Origin of the sequence: Sphingobacterium shayense, assembly GCF_013179575.1 — a bacterium.
GTDB classification, from domain to species: Bacteria; Bacteroidota; Bacteroidia; order Sphingobacteriales; family Sphingobacteriaceae; genus Sphingobacterium; species Sphingobacterium shayense.
Genome location: NZ_JABMCQ010000073.1, coordinates 1 through 19115, shown reverse-complemented (window position 1 = coordinate 19115; position 19115 = coordinate 1). Strand labels below are relative to the sequence as shown.

The 19115-nt window shown below is 41.3% G+C and carries 16 protein-coding genes; 14 read left to right on the top strand and 2 right to left on the bottom strand.

The annotated features are described in order from the left end of the window. The coding region (locus tag HP439_RS10305) for an isocitrate/isopropylmalate family dehydrogenase (RefSeq protein WP_246229328.1) at nucleotides 1-271 on the top strand (271 nt) is incomplete at its 5' end. A 57-nt stretch (nucleotides 272-328) separates the two neighbouring features. Here HP439_RS10305 and HP439_RS10300 read toward each other — a convergent pair. After that, complete coding sequence (locus HP439_RS10300) at nucleotides 329-1351, bottom strand: LacI family DNA-binding transcriptional regulator (protein WP_172390256.1); 1023 nt, start codon at nucleotides 1349-1351, stop codon at nucleotides 329-331. A 93-nt stretch (nucleotides 1352-1444) separates the two neighbouring features. Here HP439_RS10300 and HP439_RS10295 point away from each other — a divergent pair, with 93 nt between their 5' ends. Genes HP439_RS10295 through HP439_RS10285 form a run of 3 tightly spaced genes read left to right on the top strand, consistent with a single transcriptional unit; the run spans nucleotide 1445 to nucleotide 5995 of the window. Beyond that, the gene (locus tag HP439_RS10295) at nucleotides 1445-2929 is read left to right on the top strand and encodes a xylulokinase (protein ID WP_172390255.1); all 1485 of its coding nucleotides are present in this window, start codon (nucleotides 1445-1447) and stop codon (nucleotides 2927-2929) included. A gap of 1 nt (nucleotide 2930) precedes the next feature. Next, on the top strand, nucleotides 2931-4259 hold the full coding sequence (xylA, locus tag HP439_RS10290; RefSeq protein ID WP_172390254.1) for a xylose isomerase: 1329 nt from the start codon (nucleotides 2931-2933) through the stop codon (nucleotides 4257-4259). Nucleotides 4260-4312: 53 nt separating this feature from the next. After that, complete coding sequence (locus HP439_RS10285; RefSeq protein ID WP_172390253.1) at nucleotides 4313-5995, top strand: sodium/sugar symporter; 1683 nt, start codon at nucleotides 4313-4315, stop codon at nucleotides 5993-5995. A 79-nt stretch (nucleotides 5996-6074) separates the two neighbouring features. Here the strand turns inward: HP439_RS10285 and ygiD are convergent, their stop codons facing one another. Further along, nucleotides 6075-6956, bottom strand: a complete 882-nt coding sequence (gene ygiD / locus HP439_RS10280; RefSeq protein ID WP_172390252.1) for a 4,5-DOPA-extradiol-dioxygenase — start codon at nucleotides 6954-6956, stop codon at nucleotides 6075-6077. Between the two features lie 899 nt (nucleotides 6957-7855). Here ygiD and HP439_RS10275 point away from each other — a divergent pair. The 10 genes from HP439_RS10275 to HP439_RS10230 all read left to right on the top strand — a co-directional run. Continuing rightward, nucleotides 7856-9271: an exopolysaccharide biosynthesis polyprenyl glycosylphosphotransferase gene (locus tag HP439_RS10275; RefSeq protein WP_172390251.1), complete on the top strand. Its 1416-nt coding sequence runs from the start codon at nucleotides 7856-7858 to the stop codon at nucleotides 9269-9271. Nucleotides 9272-9305: 34 nt separating this feature from the next. Further along, the gene (locus tag HP439_RS10270; protein WP_172390250.1) at nucleotides 9306-10082 is read left to right on the top strand and encodes a hypothetical protein; all 777 of its coding nucleotides are present in this window, start codon (nucleotides 9306-9308) and stop codon (nucleotides 10080-10082) included. A 25-nt stretch (nucleotides 10083-10107) separates the two neighbouring features. After that, complete coding sequence (locus HP439_RS10265) at nucleotides 10108-10563, top strand: hypothetical protein (protein ID WP_172390249.1); 456 nt, start codon at nucleotides 10108-10110, stop codon at nucleotides 10561-10563. 150 nt (nucleotides 10564-10713) lie between these two features. After that, nucleotides 10714-11457: a tyrosine-protein phosphatase gene (locus HP439_RS10260; protein ID WP_172390248.1), complete on the top strand. Its 744-nt coding sequence runs from the start codon at nucleotides 10714-10716 to the stop codon at nucleotides 11455-11457. 59 nt (nucleotides 11458-11516) lie between these two features. Continuing rightward, complete coding sequence (locus tag HP439_RS10255) at nucleotides 11517-12314, top strand: polysaccharide biosynthesis/export family protein (RefSeq protein WP_172390247.1); 798 nt, start codon at nucleotides 11517-11519, stop codon at nucleotides 12312-12314. A gap of 44 nt (nucleotides 12315-12358) precedes the next feature. Further along, a complete protein-coding gene (locus tag HP439_RS10250) occupies nucleotides 12359-14719 on the top strand; it encodes a GumC family protein (RefSeq protein WP_172390246.1) in 2361 nt (786 codons plus the stop codon). Nucleotides 14720-14730: 11 nt separating this feature from the next. Beyond that, a complete protein-coding gene (locus HP439_RS10245) occupies nucleotides 14731-15681 on the top strand; it encodes a GDP-L-fucose synthase family protein (RefSeq protein WP_172390245.1) in 951 nt (316 codons plus the stop codon). 58 nt (nucleotides 15682-15739) lie between these two features. After that, entirely contained in the window at nucleotides 15740-16852 is a 1113-nt protein-coding gene (gene gmd / locus HP439_RS10240; protein ID WP_172390244.1) for a GDP-mannose 4,6-dehydratase, read from the top strand. 115 nt (nucleotides 16853-16967) lie between these two features. Further along, the gene (locus tag HP439_RS10235; protein WP_172390243.1) at nucleotides 16968-18329 is read left to right on the top strand and encodes a lipopolysaccharide biosynthesis protein; all 1362 of its coding nucleotides are present in this window, start codon (nucleotides 16968-16970) and stop codon (nucleotides 18327-18329) included. Next, the coding region (locus tag HP439_RS10230; RefSeq protein ID WP_172390242.1) for a polysaccharide pyruvyl transferase family protein at nucleotides 18314-19115 on the top strand (802 nt) is incomplete at its 3' end. The genes HP439_RS10235 and HP439_RS10230, both read left to right, overlap by 16 nt.

Here is a 19115-nt window from a genome sequence, read left to right as displayed (position 1 = left end):
CTACAAAACTGGGTATGCGGTATTTGAAGCAACACATGGTACAGCGCCGCGGTTTGCGAATACAGATACAATGAATCCATCCTCTGTTATCTTAAGTGGAGTTATGATGTTAGAATATATGGGCTGGCAGGAAGCAGCAGACGCTATTGTAGAAGCGCTTTCAGGTGCGATCAAAAATAAAACCGTGACCATCGATTTCTACAATCTCATGGAAGGAGCAACCCTTCTGAAGACGAGTGAGTTTGCGGACAGAATCATCGACCAGCTATAAATTTCTTAGTATACCAGGGTTATTTCTTGTACACCCGACACTGTTTTGGACGTGATATTACTTAAGTTTATTGGTCGATTCTCTGGAGAGCAAAATGGAGTCGACGACCACAGGCTCAATTTCTTTGTCTGAGGAAGGGCTCCGTTCTATAATTTTTAAAAACATTTTAGCGCATTCTTTTCCAATCATGGGAGCCTGTTGGTCTATAGTCGAAAGGCTTGGTATGATATGTTCTGAGAAGTTCTGATTTGCAAAACCGATAACCCCAACTTTGGGCGGCGTAATGTCGTTTTCATGAAGAGCTTTAATAATCCCCAGAGCGACATAATCGTCACCTCCGATTATTGCATCAGGAGTCTTTTTTAAAGAAAGCAACTTTTTTGTCCCTTGGTATCCGCCCTCGACATTTAGTTCTCCGAATATGGCGTACTCATCAACAAATGGAAGACCGGCCTCCTCAAGCGCTAGCTTATAGCCTTCAAATCGTTCCCGAAAGATCTTGATCTGATGGACCGTTGTGATATATGCTATTTTTTTATAGCCTTGGTCGATTAGGTGTTTTGTTGCTTGGTAACCGGCCTTTTGATCGTCGATCTTCACCATTGGACATCGCAAACCATCGTGGGTACGGTCAAAGATTATAAGTGGTTTACCTTCGTCCATCACTTTTTTAAAATGAGAAAGATCCTCTGTCTCTAATGACATGGATGCAATGATGCCGTCAACCTGCGCTTCCAGAAATGTAGAAATTCCGTTCTGTTCCGACTCGAGTGATTCGTTCGTTTGGTAAAGCAAGATGCTATATCCAAATGACTTCAGGTATTTCTCTAAAGTATGTATCACACTTGCGAAATAGTGAATCTGTGCACTAGGAACGAGCACACCTATAATGTATGTTTTTCCAGAAGTTAACGATGAAGCGACTTTGTTCGGTCTGTAATTTAATTTTTTTGCTGTCTCCAATACAGCATTTTTTGTCGACTCGCTGATCGTAGATATGTTGTTTAACGCTCTAGAAACGGTAGAAACGGTGATGTTAAGTTCTTTTGCGATGTCGTATATAGTTGCTCTCTTTGCCAATGATTTTCGATTTTAAGAAAATAATGTTGTAAATATAAAACATTATAAATAATTTTATGCAAGCGGTTGCATTAACATTATCTTATTTAAACTATGTTATTATTAGGAATAGACTTGGGGACATCCTCTATAAAAGTATCGGTGGTCGACGGGAACACAGGTAAAAGAATTACTTCGGCACATTATCCGGAATCGGAGGCTGCGATTTTATCTGATCGTACCGGATGGGCGGAGCAGGATCCTCAAAGCTGGTGGAGCTACACTAAAGAGGCTATAAAGAAAGTAAATAGCACGGGGTTATTTAATCCAAAGGATATTCAAGCTATCGGGATTGCATATCAGATGCATGGTCTTATTATTGTTGATAAAGACCAAAATGTGTTGCGCAACGCGATAATATGGTGTGACAGTCGAGCTGTAGATATCGGCAATGAAGCCTTTGAAGCGTTAGCACCGACTGGATTTTTGAAATCGCATCTAAACTCACCAGGTAATTTTACGGCATCTAAGCTCGCATGGGTGAAGCGTAACGAGCCCGAAGTGTACGTTAAGATTGATAAGTTTATGCTGCCTGGAGATTATTTAAGTATGTGTCTGACAGGTGAGATTAACAGTAACATAAGTTCACTTTCTGAAGGCGTGTTTTGGGATTTTAAGAAAAACTGCTTATCTGAAGAACTGTTGACCTATTATGGGATCGACAAATCTTTAGTGCCGGATATTTATCCCGTGTTCTCTAATTATGGATCAATTAAACCGGAAGTCGCCTCGGAATTGGGTTTGTCCGCTAATACGATTGTGGCTTACAAGGCAGGTGACCAACCTAATAATGCACTTTCATTAAACGTTTTTGAAGCAGGCGAGGTAGCTGCAACCGCAGGAACATCAGGTGTGATATATGCCGTGGCCGATGAGCTGGTGTACGATAAGGAGTCGAGAGTTAATACTTTTGCGCATATAAATCACCAAAATGATAAACCTAATCTGGGGGTGCTATTGTGTATTAATGGAACTGGGATACAAAATAGCTGGATCAAGCGGATGACGGCGCAAGGGCAGAACTATTCGCGTATTAATGAAGCCGCATCCGATATCCCAGTTGGCTCTGAGGGTGTGAGAGTATTGCCGTTCGGTAATGGTGCTGAGCGAATGCTTTGTAATCGCACAGTTGGAGCACATATGGAAAATTTGGATTTTGTGCGTCATCGAGAAGCGCATCTTTGGCGGGCAGCACAGGAGGGTATCGCATTTTCCTTTCGATATGGCTTAGACATTTTACGGGAGAACGGTATTGACCCAAAGGTGATAAAAGCAGGGCAAGCAAATCTTTTCTTGAGTCCCGTCTTTCAACAATCCTTCGCAGGAGTGACGAACGTTCCTGTACAGCTTTTCGATAACGATGGTAGTGTAGGGGCAGCCTTGGGGGCGGGTTTAGGGTCTTCGACGTTTGCGGACCGGAAAGAAGCCTTCTCGGGTTTGCAACAGCATGCGACGATCGAACCATCAAATACAACCCTATATGATGATTTATATGGGCAGTGGAAAGAGTCATTAGAAAATAAATTAAAAAATAAATAGTATGGAAATTTTAGTAGGAGATCAAGAGTATTTCAAAAACGTGGGACAGGTCAGCTATGAAGGACTGGAGTCAGACAATCCATTGGCATTTCGCTGGTATGATGCTTCGCGAGTGGTAGCAGGTAAAACGATGGCCGAACATTTTAAGTTTGCTTGCGCATATTGGCATTCATTTAACGGCAACGGTTCAGATCCGTTTGGCGGACCTACGCATTTCTTTCCTTGGGATAAAAAGGATACGATTATCGGGCGTGCGAAAGATAAAATGGACGCAGCTTTCGAATTTATGACAAAGATTCAATTTCCGTATTATTGTTTTCATGATGTCGATCTGGTAGACTATACGGACGATGTCAAAGAAAACGAAGATCATTTAGCGGAGATCGTGGAGTATGCTAAGCAAAAGCAACAAGCTAGTGGTATTAAATTGTTATGGGGAACAGCAAATTTGTTTTCGCACCATCGCTATATGAATGGCGCTTCTACCAACCCTGATTTTCATGTTCTGGCACACGGCGGAGCACAAGTAAAAGCGGCGTTAGATGCGACAATTGCCTTAGGCGGCGAGAATTATGTTTTTTGGGGAGGACGCGAGGGTTACATGTCGCTTCTGAACACTAATATGAAACGGGAACAGGAACACTTGGCTCGGTTTTTACATACAGCAAAAGATTATGCACGTAAAAATGGTTTCAAAGGAACTTTTTTTATCGAGCCAAAACCTTGTGAGCCGACCAAACATCAATATGATTACGATGCGGCAACGGTTATCGGATTCTTGCAGAAATATGATTTGTTAAACGATTTCAAATTAAATCTAGAGGTTAATCATGCAACTCTTGCGGGGCATACTTTCCAACATGAATTACAAGTCGCAGTCGATGCAGGTTTATTGGGATCCATCGATGCAAACCGCGGTGATAATCAAAATGGATGGGATACCGACCAGTTTCCAACGGATCTAAACGAACTTACCGAGTCATTATTGATTATTCTTGAGGGAGGTGGTCTGCAAGGAGGTGGTGTGAATTTTGACGCCAAGATTAGAAGAAATTCGACCGACCCCCTAGATTTATTCTATGCACATATCGGTGGTATGGATAATTTTGCACGAGCGCTCATTACAGCAGACAATATTCTTCAGAAGTCCGAGTATAAGCAAATCCGTCGGGATCGTTATGCTAGCTTTGACAGCGGTATCGGTGCGGATTACGAGAAGGGCATATTAACCTTAGAGGATTTACGTAATTACGCAGCTGAGAATGGGGAACCCGCTAGGATTAGCGGTAAACAGGAGTATTTAGAGAATTTAATTAACCGGTTTATATAATTTTTTTAATTCTTTTGTTACCTTCGTTTCCGTCATAACAATAAACCGCGTATATGAATAGCATTTTATCAACTCAAGATTACCTTGTGTTTCTTGTTTATTTCGTGATCGTCGCTGGTTACGGGATATGGGTCTATAACAGAAAAAGGTCCAAAGTCGTCGGTGGGGATTCCAAAGATTACTTTTTAGCAGAAGGCTCGCTTACCTGGTGGGCTATCGGTGCGTCTTTAATTGCGTCCAATATTTCCGCCGAGCAGTTTATCGGTATGAGTGGGTCTGGCTTTAAGATGGGGCTCGCAATTGCGACCTATGAATGGATGGCGGCGATAACGCTTATCATTGTTGCTGTATTCTTTATCCCCGTCTATTTAAAAAACAAGATCTTTACGATGCCTCAATTTTTGCATAAACGGTACAATGGTACAGTAGCAATGATCATGGCTGTGTTTTGGTTGATGTTATATGTAGTTGTAAACTTGACGTCTATTCTTTATTTGGGAGCTCTCGCAGTGAGCAGTATTTCCGGGTTTAGTTTAGAATTCTGTATGTATGCAATTGCCGTGTTTGCAGTTATTATTACCCTTGGTGGTATGAAGGTTATCGGCTATACGGATGTTATACAAGTGTTTTTCTTGATTCTAGGAGGGTTGGCGACCACCTATCTTGCCTTAGATTTAGTTTCGCAACATTACGGTGGTTCCGGGGTCATCAACGGTTACACCACGATGGTGAACAAGGCTTCTGAACATTTTCATATGATTCTTAAGCCAGAAAATGAAAATTACCTTGATCTCCCAGGTCTTACCGTGTTGATCGGAGGGATGTGGATTGTGAACCTTAATTATTGGGGATGTAACCAATATATCACGCAACGTGCGCTGGGCGCGGATTTAAAAACTGCTCGTAACGGTCTGTTGTTTGCGGCTGTCTTGAAGCTGTTAATGCCGATTATTGTGGTGTTGCCAGGTATTGCAGCTTACGTACTATGGAAAGATGGCTTGTTTCAACAAGAAATGTTGCAGGGGGGCGATATTAATCCCGACCGCGCTTATCCTGTGTTATTGAATCTACTTCCTGTAGGTCTTAAAGGGTTGTCTTTTGCAGCACTTACGGCCGCGGTGGTCGCATCGCTTGCAGGAAAAGCAAACAGTATTGCTACAATCTTTTCGTTAGACGTGTATCAGAAAGTTTTTAACAAGAATGCAAGTGAACGTAACCTGGTGAACGTTGGGAAGATCACTATTATCGTATCGATGATTTTAGCAGTGCTTATTGCACCGCACTTGGGTATTGATAAAAAAGGTGGTTTTCAGTATATTCAGGAATATACAGGTTTTGTTTCTCCGGGAATTTTCGCGATGTTTATTTTAGGTTTTTTCTGGAAAAAGACGACATCGAATGCGGCTTTGTTTGCTACGATAGGAGGCTTCCTGTTGTCTGTTATATTTAAGTTTATGCCGGCATATGTCGATCTTTCTTTCTTAAGCTCAACAGGATTCTCGGTACTAAATCAGGCATCGGGTTTTTACGAGATACCGTTCTTAGATCGTATGGGTTTTGTGTTTATCATTTGTATCCTCGGGATGTTAATTATCAGTAAAATAGACAATATGCGTGGCGTTGTTCCGCAAGGACTTGAAGTGGATACTAAGATGTTTAAACCACATACCGGATTTATTGCAGGAGCATTGCTCGTGGTGTTGATTACGGTTGCGTTATATGCGTTCTATTGGTAAGACAACAATAGCATTTCTATAAAATAGAGTAGGGGTCGACGTTTTTGGTGTCGACCTCTTTTTTATTCAGAGAGAACTTTTAGCCGATTTTTACGGAAGTCATCGTTAATGCACCCGCGACGGGGCTATCGTTGAACACGAATATGTCGTCTTTATCATCTTGTAGAGCTAAACTATATATAAGTGGTAAATAGTGTTCTGGGGTCGGTATCGCTAGGTCGAATACCCGCCCTTGACTTCTAAAATTAATCAGTGGCTCATGATCTTTGTTTGTAATATAAGATTTCATCTTTTCATTAGCTTCCAGAGCCCAGTCGAACCCATAGGTGCTATTCAGGTGTTGCCAGGATACCATGCCAAGGTTATGTACCATATTGCCGCTTCCGATAATCAACACACCTTTGTGGCGAAGCTTCGCTAGCTCTTTGGCAAGTGTATAGTGATATCTTGGAGACTGGCTGTAGTCAATGCTCATTTGGATTACGGGAACATCTGCGTCTGGATAAAGATGACGGACCACCGACCACGCTCCATGATCAAGTCCCCATTTATCATCGAGATGTATATCTGTTAAAGAGACAATTTGCTGCGTTGCTGTTGCAAGCTCCGGGCTTCCCGGTGCTGGATACTGAACGTCGAATAATTCTTGTGGGAATCCGCCAAAATCATGTATAGTCTTAGGTCGTGACATGGCCGTCACGTAGGTTCCGCGAGTTTCCCAATGTGCGGAGATTACTAATATTGCGGTCGGCTTTTCGATTTCCTGGCCAATATTTCTGAATCCTTCTACGAATTCATTTTCTGCGATGGCATTCATAGGGCTGCCGTGTCCCAAAAATAGCACAGGCATCTTTACGGAATGCTGGGCATCACGTAAAAAATTATTTAGACTATTTACCTTATTGACCACACCTGATGCAGGTAAGGTTGAACTGTGGTGTATAAACTTTTCTTGTTCCATAGCATTGCCCTTTGTTCTAGTTAACAAAGATAGTTAACAAACAGGGATAACGAGAAAGTGGAAAACGAATTGTGTGATTGAGAAATGTTTAACTTAACTCGTCTTGTTACCGAAATTTGGCAGGTTTGTCTAATTAAAACCATTGCAGCTGCATGTCTTTTAGGGGACGGATCTCCATATAGTGTTTTTCGTCTATTTTAGTTTTTTTTTATTGTTTATCGATATTTCACTTCTTTTTTTCTTAATTACTTGTTTGTTGTTGGTGTAATACAGCTTTATTGATGTGTAATATTGTTTTTTATAAACTTTTTTTGTTTATTTTCTGTTAGTTGATTGTTAATTTTAGTGTGTATCATCTTGTTTCGGTGTTAATTTAATGTGTTTTATGTTATTTGTTGGTTAATTTAACGGTTTTATATGCTTTTTTTTGATAAAAACTCAAGTATCTATCGTTATTTAGATAAAAAAAATAAAAAATACATTTATTTATTGATAATATGATTATATTTGTGATCTACAACACAACGAAAACATTAGAGCATGGCGAAGACCATGTTTAGTATAAAGTAATCAACTAAACACCAGAATTACTCACTTTATACTAATGAAAAACAAGTAAAAAAAACAAAGAATTATTTTAAAAAACAGAAAGAAGAAAATTTCAAATGAATGAGCCTGGTGAAAGCCATGCTAATTTAAACTGAGTTTAACTTTTAGTTACTTCTGGCAGTAGGTAACTATGGAGAATTTTCTAATCTAAAGGTCGGTCTTACGAAAGAAGTGACTCTGGATACTTATGTGTAATTAATAGTTTATTAAATGCATTTATAAGAATTTTTATTGTTTTATAGTAAAATTTGTTTAATTAACGATGGGTAACAATTTTAAATTACAACATTATGCAAAGGTATGTACAAAATCGTGTGTTGGCATTTGTTAAGATGCTACTTGTTTTAACGGACGTGGTTTGTTTAAACATTGTTTTTTTTCTTGGATTTCATTTGGTCACCACTTATGGCCTAGTAGATGCGCAAGAAATTATGTCCACCAATCTTTCTTCCCTTTGGACATTATACAATCTAATTGCGGTAGTCTGCGCATTATATCTCCGGTTATACACTGATAGTACTATCGAATTTTTAGAAAATGTTTTTAGACAAACCTTTCGGACTGTAATTATTTTTTTAGCGATATTTTCATCTTATACTTTTTTCGGTCACCCGTTTGTTGGAATTGGCTATTATTTAGCGATTGTTGCGGGATTAATATTAATCTATAGTGCCGGATCTAGATTTTGCCTCACCTATGTTTATACGGTGCTGCCAAAGCGATTTAATTGGAATAAACGTGTCGCTCTGATTGGTCACTATGATTACCTCGCTCCGGTAGTCGGTTCTTTGTCGAAGGGGAATGTATTTTTTAGTGTGAATACTATTGATTATCGCGATAAGGATGCTTTAGCGAGTAAGGAAGAAAAGCTTAAACGATTTACGCATTATTTCGAAGAAGTCTCCAAGGCCGGTATTCATGATGTGTTCATCGTCAGCTCTCCCGACATATCGGATTGTAGTCAGGAGCTTATCATGGCCGCTGATCATCAATGTGTACAGTTGAATTTTGTTCCGGCAATGAGAGCAAGTATACAATATGGGTCACGGGGGCAGGCCTTGACGATGGACTTGCCGGTACTTCGGTCTCACGAAGAACCAATGTCTTCCATGGAGAATAGAGTCAAGAAACGTCTGATTGATCTAGCTATTTCGATAGCAGTAATGGTATTCATTTTGAGTTGGTTAGTACCTATCATTGGTATCATCATAAAGATCCAAAGCCCAGGACCAATTTTCTTTAAACAACCTCGTTCAGGAAGGAATAACACGACGTTCGGGTGTTATAAGTTTCGTAGTATGGTTGTTAATAAAGAGTCTGATGCAAAACAGGCGTCTAAGGATGATAATCGGATCACACCAATTGGTAAGTTTTTACGCAAAACGAACTTGGATGAATTTCCACAATTTATAAATGTGTTTTTAGGACAGATGAGCGTTGTAGGGCCTCGTCCACATATGCTTTCTCACACGGAGCACTATAGTCAGCTAATTCAACATTATATGGTTCGTCATTTTGTGAAACCAGGTATCACCGGCTGGGCACAAGCAAACGGATATCGTGGAGAAACTAAAGCTCCGGAATTAATGGCCAAACGTGTTGAACATGATCTTGAGTACATGAGTAACTGGTCAGCGATGCTAGACTTTAGAATCGTATGCATGACGGCATTGAACATGATTCGTGGCGAGAAAAATGCATTTTAGAATCTAAAATTGGGCAACAAAAAGTCTTAAATAAATGGAAGGTAACACAAGTATGAATCGAAAGAATAACTTGAAACGTGGGTTTATTTATCACCCGACTATCTTATTCTGCTTTTATTTGTTTGCTGCTCCATTTATTGGATTTTCCAAAGAAACCCCGAGGGATCCGATATTGCCTGGCGTATATGCAGTTGGAGATCCATCCTATTTTTCGATCGGTGTGCATGCCGGAACTACGGGTTTCGGTCTTCATCTCGCAAAGTCCTTAGGTAAAAAAATAGGCGCTCGTCTTGGTGCTTCGTTTATGCCGTTTAAGACGTCAATTAAAGGAATCTATTCCAGAAGGAATACAGAATCCGACTTGAATGCGAAAGCCAACAATGTGTCACTAATGTTCGATTATACACCGTTTGCAACAAAAGCGGGATTTTTTCGCAGCTTCAACGTGCAGCTTGGTGGGGCTTACTTCTTTAGATTAGACGGCACGATTGACACGCGCTTAGCTGACCCGTATCGCTACGGAGACCTCGTGGTTGCTCCCCAGGATCTTGGGACGATCATTACGAATGTTGACTGGAAGGAAACGGTCAACCCCTATGTGGGTTTCGGGTGGAACGACGTGGTGATAGATAAGAATTTTTCCATTCAAGTTGATTTAGGCTGCTTTTATCTTTCCGAGCCTACGGTTTCTATGCAGGCAACAGGCTTTCTAGTTGATAATGTCAGTAACAGGGATTTAATAGAAGACAATTTGAAAAACTACCGTTACTTGCCACGGCTTGAAGTAGGAATTAGTTATCAGATTCTGTAATTAATAATATAAGAAAACTCAAAAAATGAGTAGAATAAAATTATCGATTTACATAGTTTCCGTTTTCCTTTTGGGAGGTTTGGCATCTTGCGAGGACCCGCTAAATAGCTTCGATTTGCAGATTACGCCGGAGGTTTTCAAAAATTACAAAATTCTGCAGGTGGTCGATTATAAAGGAAATGCTGTTTCCCGTGCAGCGGTGACTTTAATCTCTGGAGATACGAAGGATCTGTATAATCAAGAAGGGTATAAAGACTTCACATTAACAAAGAGTTTCGTGGTATTCTGTCTAGACCCAAAACGGTCAGCAACACCTGATGATCCGGTTCATTTTCGGGTAAGCGTGGTTGCCTCGGGCTACGTTTCACAACAGGTTGTACTCTCAATAGCTGGTGTATCCGAGGGAGTTCAAACGGTGGTATTAAAGAAGCTAGAGACCCAGACGGACGGCGAGAGCGAGCAGATAACAACCCATACATAAGTGCGAAAGAAGCGGCGGACCGCTAAAAAGATATCAAAGACCTCAAGTGTTAAACTTGTGATTGTAGGGGAATACTCCGGCCGGGCGCGCCGGCCGGATATTTCTTAATTAACTAAACATCGAATAAAAAATATAAAAAACAGAAAGATCATGTGGAGTATTTTCAGTCGTCGTCGTCAAAACAATGATCTTTCCTGGATGCACGTGGATATGCACTCGCATATACTACCCGCATTGGACGATGGTTGTAAAGACCTCGAACAAAGCACTGCTTTAATGACGCGGTTGGCAGATTTAGGTTTATCCGAGTTCTATTTCACGCCTCATGTTTTTAAAGAGCTGTATCCCAATACACCTGATCGTATAGCCACCGCATACACGTCGATGCAAACGACGATCGTTCGTGATCTTTTGGCGGGGTACGCTGCAGAGTATATGGTGGATCGGAATTTTGATCGGATGATCGGCGATACGAACAGCACATTTGCTTGCCTGCCGAACAAGCATATTTTGATCGAGATGTCGTACATACAAGAAAGTGTAAACATTGAAAAAAACATCTTTGATTTACAGGTTCAAGGGTACAAGCCGATCTTGGCGCATCCTGAACGTTACGTGTTTTATCATCAGATGCCTGAACGCATTCAGCGTTTTAAGGATCTGGGTTGCCTTTTGCAGATGAATTTACTGTCATTGATCGGTTATTATGGCCTTAGCGAAAGAAAGATTGCACTGTACTTATTGGACAATGGACTAGTTGATTTAGTAGGGACAGATGTCCATCATGAACGTCATGTTCGCGCCATAGAACGTGGTCTGCAAAAAGAGAACTTGAACAAGTATTTCAAAAAATGTGATATTAAAAATACGCATCTATTTGCCTTTAAAACATAGGTAATACGATATTTTACAATCTACAACTACTACAAGAACAAGGACTTAACAAGTAAAAAATGATCACTAAACCCACCACAAATCGAATAGCATGGCTATCACTATTCATCTTACTTTTTTGCGCGAGCTGTTCAGTAAAGAAAATCGTTTATTTCAATGATTTGCCTATTGATTCTGCGAGAATAGTTAAAGAATCAGCGGTGTACTCGGAACCTATTATTCAGTCTGATGACATTATAAGCGTTACCGTTCAAACGATCGACCCGGCGACTTCTGCCGTTGCCAATCAATCTGTGGTTGTGCAGGCTGTGGGCGCCAGTTCGGCAGCCATGACGGGGAACCAGGTAATTTCCGGACTTCTCGTGGATAAAGACGGTTTTATTCAAATGGCGCTGATTGGAAAAGTTCAAGTGAAAGGACTTACCACCTACCAGGCAAGGGAGCGAATCACAGCGTTGGCCGGACAGTATTATAAAGATCCGACCGTGCAGGTTCGCTTTGCTAATTACAAAATTACGGTTTTAGGGGAGGTGGCAAGACCAGCGACCTACACCGTTCCTAACGAAAAAGTTTCTGTGCTTGATGCGCTTGGATTAGCAGGCGATTTAACAATATATGGACGACGAGAGAACGTACTCTTGGTTCGGGACAATAATGGTGAAAAGGAACTCGTACGCCTAGATCTAAACGACAGTCGAATTTTTCAATCGCCTTATTTTTATTTGCGTCAAAATGATGTTCTATATGTCGAACCTGGAAAAGCTAAAGCGGCAACGAACAACGCTGCACGAACACAGACATTTGCTATCATCGGCTCTGTACTTTCCTTGTTAATAGTTGCAATAACGCGTCTGTAATAGGACCTAATTTTTTATGAGTTTTTTAGTAATGTACGATAACTATGAGTAAAAAAATAGATCAAGAAGAATATTTTGAACTTAAGAACAAGAAGGTTGACAATAAAGATTTACTGAATTTTTTTAGCAATATCCTAGTCCATTGGTATTGGTTAACATTAAGTGTAGTTTTATGTACCTTCCTTGCCTTTACTTACTTACGATATTCTATTCCCCAGTATAAGATTAATGGAAAACTGCTCGTATCAGACGACAAAAAAGGCGGTATGTTGGCTGAATCCGCCTTGGGGGACCTTTCGGGACTTATGGGGACAAAGTCTTCGGTAGACAATGAGGTAGAAGTGCTAAAAACTAGTGACCTGATGCGCGAGATGGTCCTCTCGGGTCAAGCGTATATAGATTACTTTTTGATCGGTAGTGTGCATGATTTGCCCGTATATGAAGCACCCTTCAAGGTTGAACTGCTATCTTCGCCAGATTCGGTGAAAGAGAAGTTACGTTTCAAAGTGGATTTTCTCGAATCTGGAGGGGTTCAATTGTCAGGTCATGATACCACCATGTTATTGAAACTAGGGGATTCAATTGTCCTGCCCGAAATAGGGATGCTGCGTATTACGCAATCCATTCCGGAGATCAATCAAGAACAGATTTTTGGTTTCACAATAGCGCCGCTGAGAGATGTTGTCGATGAATATAACGCAGCGCTTAATGTTGAAGTTACGAACAAAAACGTATCCACCATTGACCTTACGTTAAACACTCCAGTTCCTCATCGAGGAGAGGAACTGCTGAGCATTCTTATTGACAAATACGTTGAGCGTAATTTACACGATAAAAACGTTGTTGCAGATTCTACGCTATCATTTATCAATGCGCGGTTAGAGAAAGTAACGAACGAGCTTGCTGGGGTTGAAGACAAGATCTCTGGATACAAACAAACCGAAGAACTTGCCGATATTTCAGAACAAAGCCGCATATTGTTAGAGAGTTCAGCAGACTATACCAAGAGTGTTGCGCAGATAGAGTCTCAAATGGAGTCGCTCGACGCGGTATTGAGCTACCTGCAAGATGCGACGAAAATTCGTGTCGTTCCCTCCGCTGTCATTCCGCAAGATGCTACTTTTTCAACTATCGTGACGCGTTACAATGAAATGGCGCTAGAACGCGAGCGCCTGCTACTTGCTAACACTGAGGAGAATCCCCTAGTTAAAAATATAACAGGGCAGATCGCTAGCCTTCGCGAAGATATGATTGCCAATGTGGGAAGTGCTCGTCATCAGCTTATGCTTGCAAAGGAGAATCAGGATAGACTTTCTGCCGATCTAACCGCCCAAATACGCCGCGTACCCCGTATCGAACGAGGATATATCGATTTGGCAAGACTGCAACAGATTAAGCAGGAACAATATATATTTCTTCAAGAAAAATGGGAAGAGACGGCCATTAGTAGGACTGCTAATGTATCAAACTCAAGAATCATAGACTCTCCAAAGGCGCAGAAATATCCGTACTCTCCTAAGCGTTCTATTATCATGCTTGTTGGGCTGATCGTGGGATTGGCCGTTCCTTTAACCTTTTTATATATTAAAGAGCTTTTCAATGTTCGCGTTCAAAATATTGATGATATTGAAAAAAACAATAGCCTTCCTGTATTGGGAATGATTTCACATTCCTCAATCAAAAGCGATATTGTAGTGGATAAATCTTCGCGGTCACCCATCGCAGAACAGTTTCGGGCGATGCGCACAAATCTAGAATTCGCTTTAAACGGAGGTAAACGCATCCTATTTACTTCGTCTATGTCCGGAGAAGGAAAATCGTACGTCGCCCTAAATTTGGCGATTTCCCTCGCACTTCTGGAGAAAAAGGTACTCCTTATGGAGCTCGATTTACGTAAACCATCCATCACGAGTAAACTAGGACTACCTGCTAAAAAAGGCTTTTCTCACTATGTTGTGCGTCCAGAGATGACACTAGAAGATATTATCGGCACATCGAACACAAATGAGAATGTCGATATTATTCAAGCGGGGGCGATCCCGCCTAATCCTGCTGAGTTGCTCGTTAATCCCCGAACTAAAGTGATGATGGATGAACTTGCGCTTCGGTACGACTATATTATAATGGACGCACCTCCCGTTGGGATGGTGACCGACGCACAGCTTCTCAATCGCTACGCGGACCTATGTTTGTTTGTAGTAAGACAGGGCTACACTTATAAAGAGCAATTGCGGATTCCAAACGACCTTGTATCCAAAAATAAAATTAGTGGAATTCAGCTTGTGGTCAATGATGTGCAGGCTAAGGGAAACCTGTACAGCGGATATGGCTACGGCTATGGCTACGGTAATTACGGACAAGAACCGGAACGGCGTAAATGGTGGCAAATTTTTAAACGCAGTTAATATTTTAAACAATGGATAAGCATACAAAAATTTTTATCGCCGGACATCGCGGTATGGTCGGTGGAGCTATCAAGAGAAATTTAGAAGAAAAAGGGTTTTCGAACTTGCTAGTAAGAACATCCAGCGAGCTTGATTTACGAAACCAAGCAACTGTAAGCGCTTTTTTTGAGGCTGAGAAGCCGGGTGTGGTAATTGATGCTGCAGCGAGAGTGGGAGGAATACTTGCAAACAACGATTTTCCTTATCAGTTTCTGATGGAGAACATGCAGATACAGAACAATCTTATCGATGCCGCATTAAAATGTGATGTGCAAAAGTTTATTTTTTTAGGATCCTCTTGCATCTATCCGAAATTTGCGCCTCAGCCTTTGAAAGAGGAATATCTTTTAACGGACTCGTTGGAGCCCACGAACGAGTGGTATGCTTTAGCAAAAATAGCAGGAGTAAAAGCGTGCCAGGCAATACGTAAGCAATTTAGTAAGGATTATGTGAGTTTGATGCCAACAAACTTATACGGTACTTATGACAACTTCGATCTTCAGACATCTCATGTGCTGCCCGCGATGGTTCGTAAATTCCATGAAGCAAAGGGCAATGGCGATGTACCAGTTATTCTTTGGGGATCCGGCAGCCCAATGCGTGAGTTTCTGTTTGTGGAAGATTTAGCCGAGGCCGTTTTTTTTGCTTTAGATAATGTTCTTCCCGAATATTTATACAATGTAGGAACAGGAATAGACTTAAAAATCAAGGAACTAGCCGAGATAATACAAAAAGTGGTCGGTCACCAGGGTGAGATTGTTTGGGATCAGAGCAAACCAGATGGCACTCCGCGTAAACTCATGGATGTCTCCAAAATGCATGCGCTTGGTTGGCAACATAAAGTAGCGCTCGAGGAGGGAATCGGCACAACATACGCATGGTTTTTAGAGAATCAGCAAAATTACAAAGAGGTCAAACTATAGGCAACAGCCTAAATTTAGACAGCATCAAAAACATTCTTAACTACCAAATATAATTAACATGAAAACAGCATTAATCACAGGCATTACCGGTCAAGACGGTTCGTATCTGGCGGAGTTGCTACTTGAAAAAGGATACATGGTGCACGGTATTAAGCGTAGAGCATCTTCTTTTAATACCCAGCGTATTGATCATCTTTACATTGACCAGCATGAGTTGCACGTGCGATTCAAGCTTCACTACGGAGATCTTACCGACTCCACAAATCTAATCCGCATTATTCAAGAAGTGCAACCAGATGAGATATACAACTTAGGAGCGATGTCCCACGTAAAAGTTTCTTTTGATTCACCAGAATATGTGGCCAACGTAGACGGTATCGGCACTCTTCGTGTCTTGGAAGCGGTACGTATACTTCGCTTAGAAAAGAAAACACGGATCTATCAAGCGTCTACCTCCGAGTTATATGGCGGATTGGAAGAAAACAAAAATGCAGAAGGTTTCTACGACGAAAGTTCTCCTTTTTATCCGCGTTCGCCGTATGGTGTCGCTAAGATTTATGGGTTTTGGATTACCAAGAATTATCGTGAGGCGTATAACATGTACGCTTGCAACGGAATTTTATTTAATCATGAATCGCCACGTCGCGGGGAGACTTTCGTCACACGGAAAATCACGATGGCGACTGCAGCTATAGCCCTAGGGAAGCAAGAATGTTTATACCTAGGGAATCTGAATTCGCTTCGTGATTGGGGGCATGCGAAAGATTATGTAGAGGCTATGTGGCGGATTTTACAACAGGATCAACCGGAAGACTTTGTTATCGCAACAGGAGTAACAACGTCGGTGCGTGAATTTGTACGCCTAGCTTTCGGGGAACTCGGAATTGAACTCAATTTTGAAGGCGAAAATGAAAAAGAGGTAGCGAAAATAATCTCCTGCCATAATCCAGATTATCAGCTTGAGATAGGGAAGACCGTCGTGATGATTGACCCTGCTTATTATCGTCCAACGGAGGTTGACTTGTTGATAGGCGACCCAACAAAATCAAAAACGAAACTTGGCTGGGAACCACAGTATGATCTAGCCGCCCTTGTGAAGGAAATGGTACAATCGGACGTGGAACTCGTTAAAGGAAATTACAACGCTCAGTGGGAACATATTGTGGGTTAACAACCAGCGGCAGTAACGATTTGTCATCATAGAAGAATTATGAAAATCTATAAAATAAAAATAACCAGTGGCCACTAAAAAGCACAATAGCTTAGCTAGTCTTACAGGGCTATATATGATAGGGAATTTTAGTTCGAAGGTGCTTTCTTTCATCCTGGTGTTCTTTATGACATATTTTTTATCCAAGGCTGAAATTGGCCAGTATGATTTAATTCTTACTACAGTCTCTTTCGTTGTTCCTTGTGTCAGTCTTTTGCTGGATTCCGCATTGCTCCGATGGTTGCTAGATCCAGAGCAGAAAGTCGATAGGTCGACCATCTTTCAAAACGTGTATGGTCTGGTGTTGTTAAATATTATCATCTATTCGGTTCTATTCTGGGTATCTGCTCTTTTTTTTCAAGTGCAATACAGTGGCTATTTGTATATCTATTCGGTACTCATGATTTTATTTCCAACTATGCAGCAAGGAACGCGAGGCCTCGGGAAAAACCAAGTGTATGCAAAAACGAGTGCTCTTTACTCTTTACTGTACGTCGGGTTTACCGGGGGGGTACTTTTCTTTTTCAACCTTGGGGTGAAAGGGGTTCTTCTTGCCAATATTTTGGCATTGCTTATCGTGATCATTTGGCTCTTTTTTGAAAATAACCTTTCAACATATCTATCGTCACTGAAGCTAAACAAAGCTCTACTCATGGATTTTTGCAGCTATTCGTTGCCCTTGCTGCCAAATACGCTTAGCTGGTGGCTAATTGGCTCGTCCACCCGATATGTTATTTTAGGCTATTTAGGCGCGGACTATAACGGTTTATTTGCAATATCATATAAATACCCATCGATATTACTGGTCATCACAAGTGTATTTACCCTCGCCTGGCAAGAGAAATTTATTCGACTTGATGGCTCAGGGGATATGAAACACTACTTTTCCACTACGCTTCTTCAGTATTTGAAGCTTCTATTCGGCCTGATCATCGTCTTGAGTAGTTGCTCTAAGCTAATGATTTCCCTGCTTGATGCAAGCTATTTTGAGGCTTGGAAATATATCCCTGTGCTCTTGCTCGCGGTGATGCTACAAGCTTTGTCTTCCTTTTATGGGGCAGTGTATCTAAAGGTGCGCAAAACAAAAGGCATATTCTATTCCTCTATTGTTGGCGGTGTCGTGACTATTGGTAGCAGCTTCCTGTTGGTGAAACTCGGACTCTACGGGATCAGTGTGTCTATTTTTCTAGGATATCTCGTTATGCTCGTCTACCGGGTAGTTCAAGTGCGCCAATTTCTAGGGACGGAATTTCCATGGGCTGTTTTTTTTCAGTTGCTCGTGTTATTTCTTCTAATTAGTTCGGTGCTCTATATCGGCTCCCCTTGGTCGTCTCTTTTAGCTCCGCTAATGGGCAGTGGCATTTTTATTTATTATAACTACAGTCTAATCGAAAATTCAATAAAAGCAAAATTCATATCAAAATGGAAGAAAATATAAAATACGGTCTTATGGGCTGCTCACGAGCACAAACAAACGTAGGTGATTACGTACAAGCCATCGCGGCAAAACAGTATTTACCTCAAGTTGACGTTTACAGGGATCGAGAAGATCTTCATAGCTACAGTGGCGATCAAATTAAAATGATTATGAACGGTTGGTATATGCACAATCCATTAAATTGGCCTCCTGCAGATAAGATTGACCCTTTGTTCGTGGCGATGCATATTAACTCCTCGGTATACGAACAGATGACATCTCCTGGGAGCATAGCCTACTTTAAACAGCATGAACCGATAGGTTGCCGCGACAAAGCGACCGCACGCGTTCTTTCTGAAAAAGGAGTTGCCGCCTATTATTCAGGCTGCTTGACGCTGACACTAGGGCAGACGTACAAAAGAAGCCCTGAAGAGGTGACAGATGAAATTCTGTTTATAGACCCGCTATTCCACTATTTTTCCCTTGGAGAAATGCTAAAGGCGCCCCAGAAATTGCTCAGTCGAATCAAGCGAGGTCGCTTCTTCGATTTCGCCCTTAAATCCAAAATATATAAGCAGACCTTCAGTGCAGAGATTCTGAAAAAAGCGAAATTCATCACCCAGATTATCCCCGAGACCACCGTGGAGCAGAATTTCGAAATCGCTGATTCTTATTTAAAGCGACTTTCCAGAGCGAAGCTAGTCGTTACCTCTAGAATACATTGCGCATTGCCCTGCCTTGCGATGGGCACACCGGTTATATTTTTAAATGGCGGCTTTGAGGGATTTGGGAATCGGTTTAACAGTC

What these genes read in the sequence shown, in the direction of transcription:
- HP439_RS10270 (WP_172390250.1), top strand. Translation starts at nt 9,306, where the DNA reads ATGGAAGGTAACACAAGTATGAATCGAAAGAATAACTTGAAACGTGGG.
- HP439_RS10260 (WP_172390248.1), top strand. Translation starts at nt 10,714, where the DNA reads ATGTGGAGTATTTTCAGTCGTCGTCGTCAAAACAATGATCTTTCCTGG.
- HP439_RS10235 (WP_172390243.1), top strand. Translation starts at nt 16,968, where the DNA reads ATGATAGGGAATTTTAGTTCGAAGGTGCTTTCTTTCATCCTGGTGTTC.
- xylA (WP_172390254.1), top strand. Translation starts at nt 2,931, where the DNA reads ATGGAAATTTTAGTAGGAGATCAAGAGTATTTCAAAAACGTGGGACAG.
- HP439_RS10285 (WP_172390253.1), top strand. Translation starts at nt 4,313, where the DNA reads ATGAATAGCATTTTATCAACTCAAGATTACCTTGTGTTTCTTGTTTAT.
- HP439_RS10275 (WP_172390251.1), top strand. Translation starts at nt 7,856, where the DNA reads ATGCAAAGGTATGTACAAAATCGTGTGTTGGCATTTGTTAAGATGCTA.
- ygiD (WP_172390252.1), bottom strand. Translation starts at nt 6,956, where the DNA reads ATGGAACAAGAAAAGTTTATACACCACAGTTCAACCTTACCTGCATCA.
- HP439_RS10265 (WP_172390249.1), top strand. Translation starts at nt 10,108, where the DNA reads ATGAGTAGAATAAAATTATCGATTTACATAGTTTCCGTTTTCCTTTTG.
- HP439_RS10250 (WP_172390246.1), top strand. Translation starts at nt 12,359, where the DNA reads ATGAGTAAAAAAATAGATCAAGAAGAATATTTTGAACTTAAGAACAAG.
- HP439_RS10295 (WP_172390255.1), top strand. Translation starts at nt 1,445, where the DNA reads ATGTTATTATTAGGAATAGACTTGGGGACATCCTCTATAAAAGTATCG.
- gmd (WP_172390244.1), top strand. Translation starts at nt 15,740, where the DNA reads ATGAAAACAGCATTAATCACAGGCATTACCGGTCAAGACGGTTCGTAT.
- HP439_RS10245 (WP_172390245.1), top strand. Translation starts at nt 14,731, where the DNA reads ATGGATAAGCATACAAAAATTTTTATCGCCGGACATCGCGGTATGGTC.
- HP439_RS10255 (WP_172390247.1), top strand. Translation starts at nt 11,517, where the DNA reads ATGATCACTAAACCCACCACAAATCGAATAGCATGGCTATCACTATTC.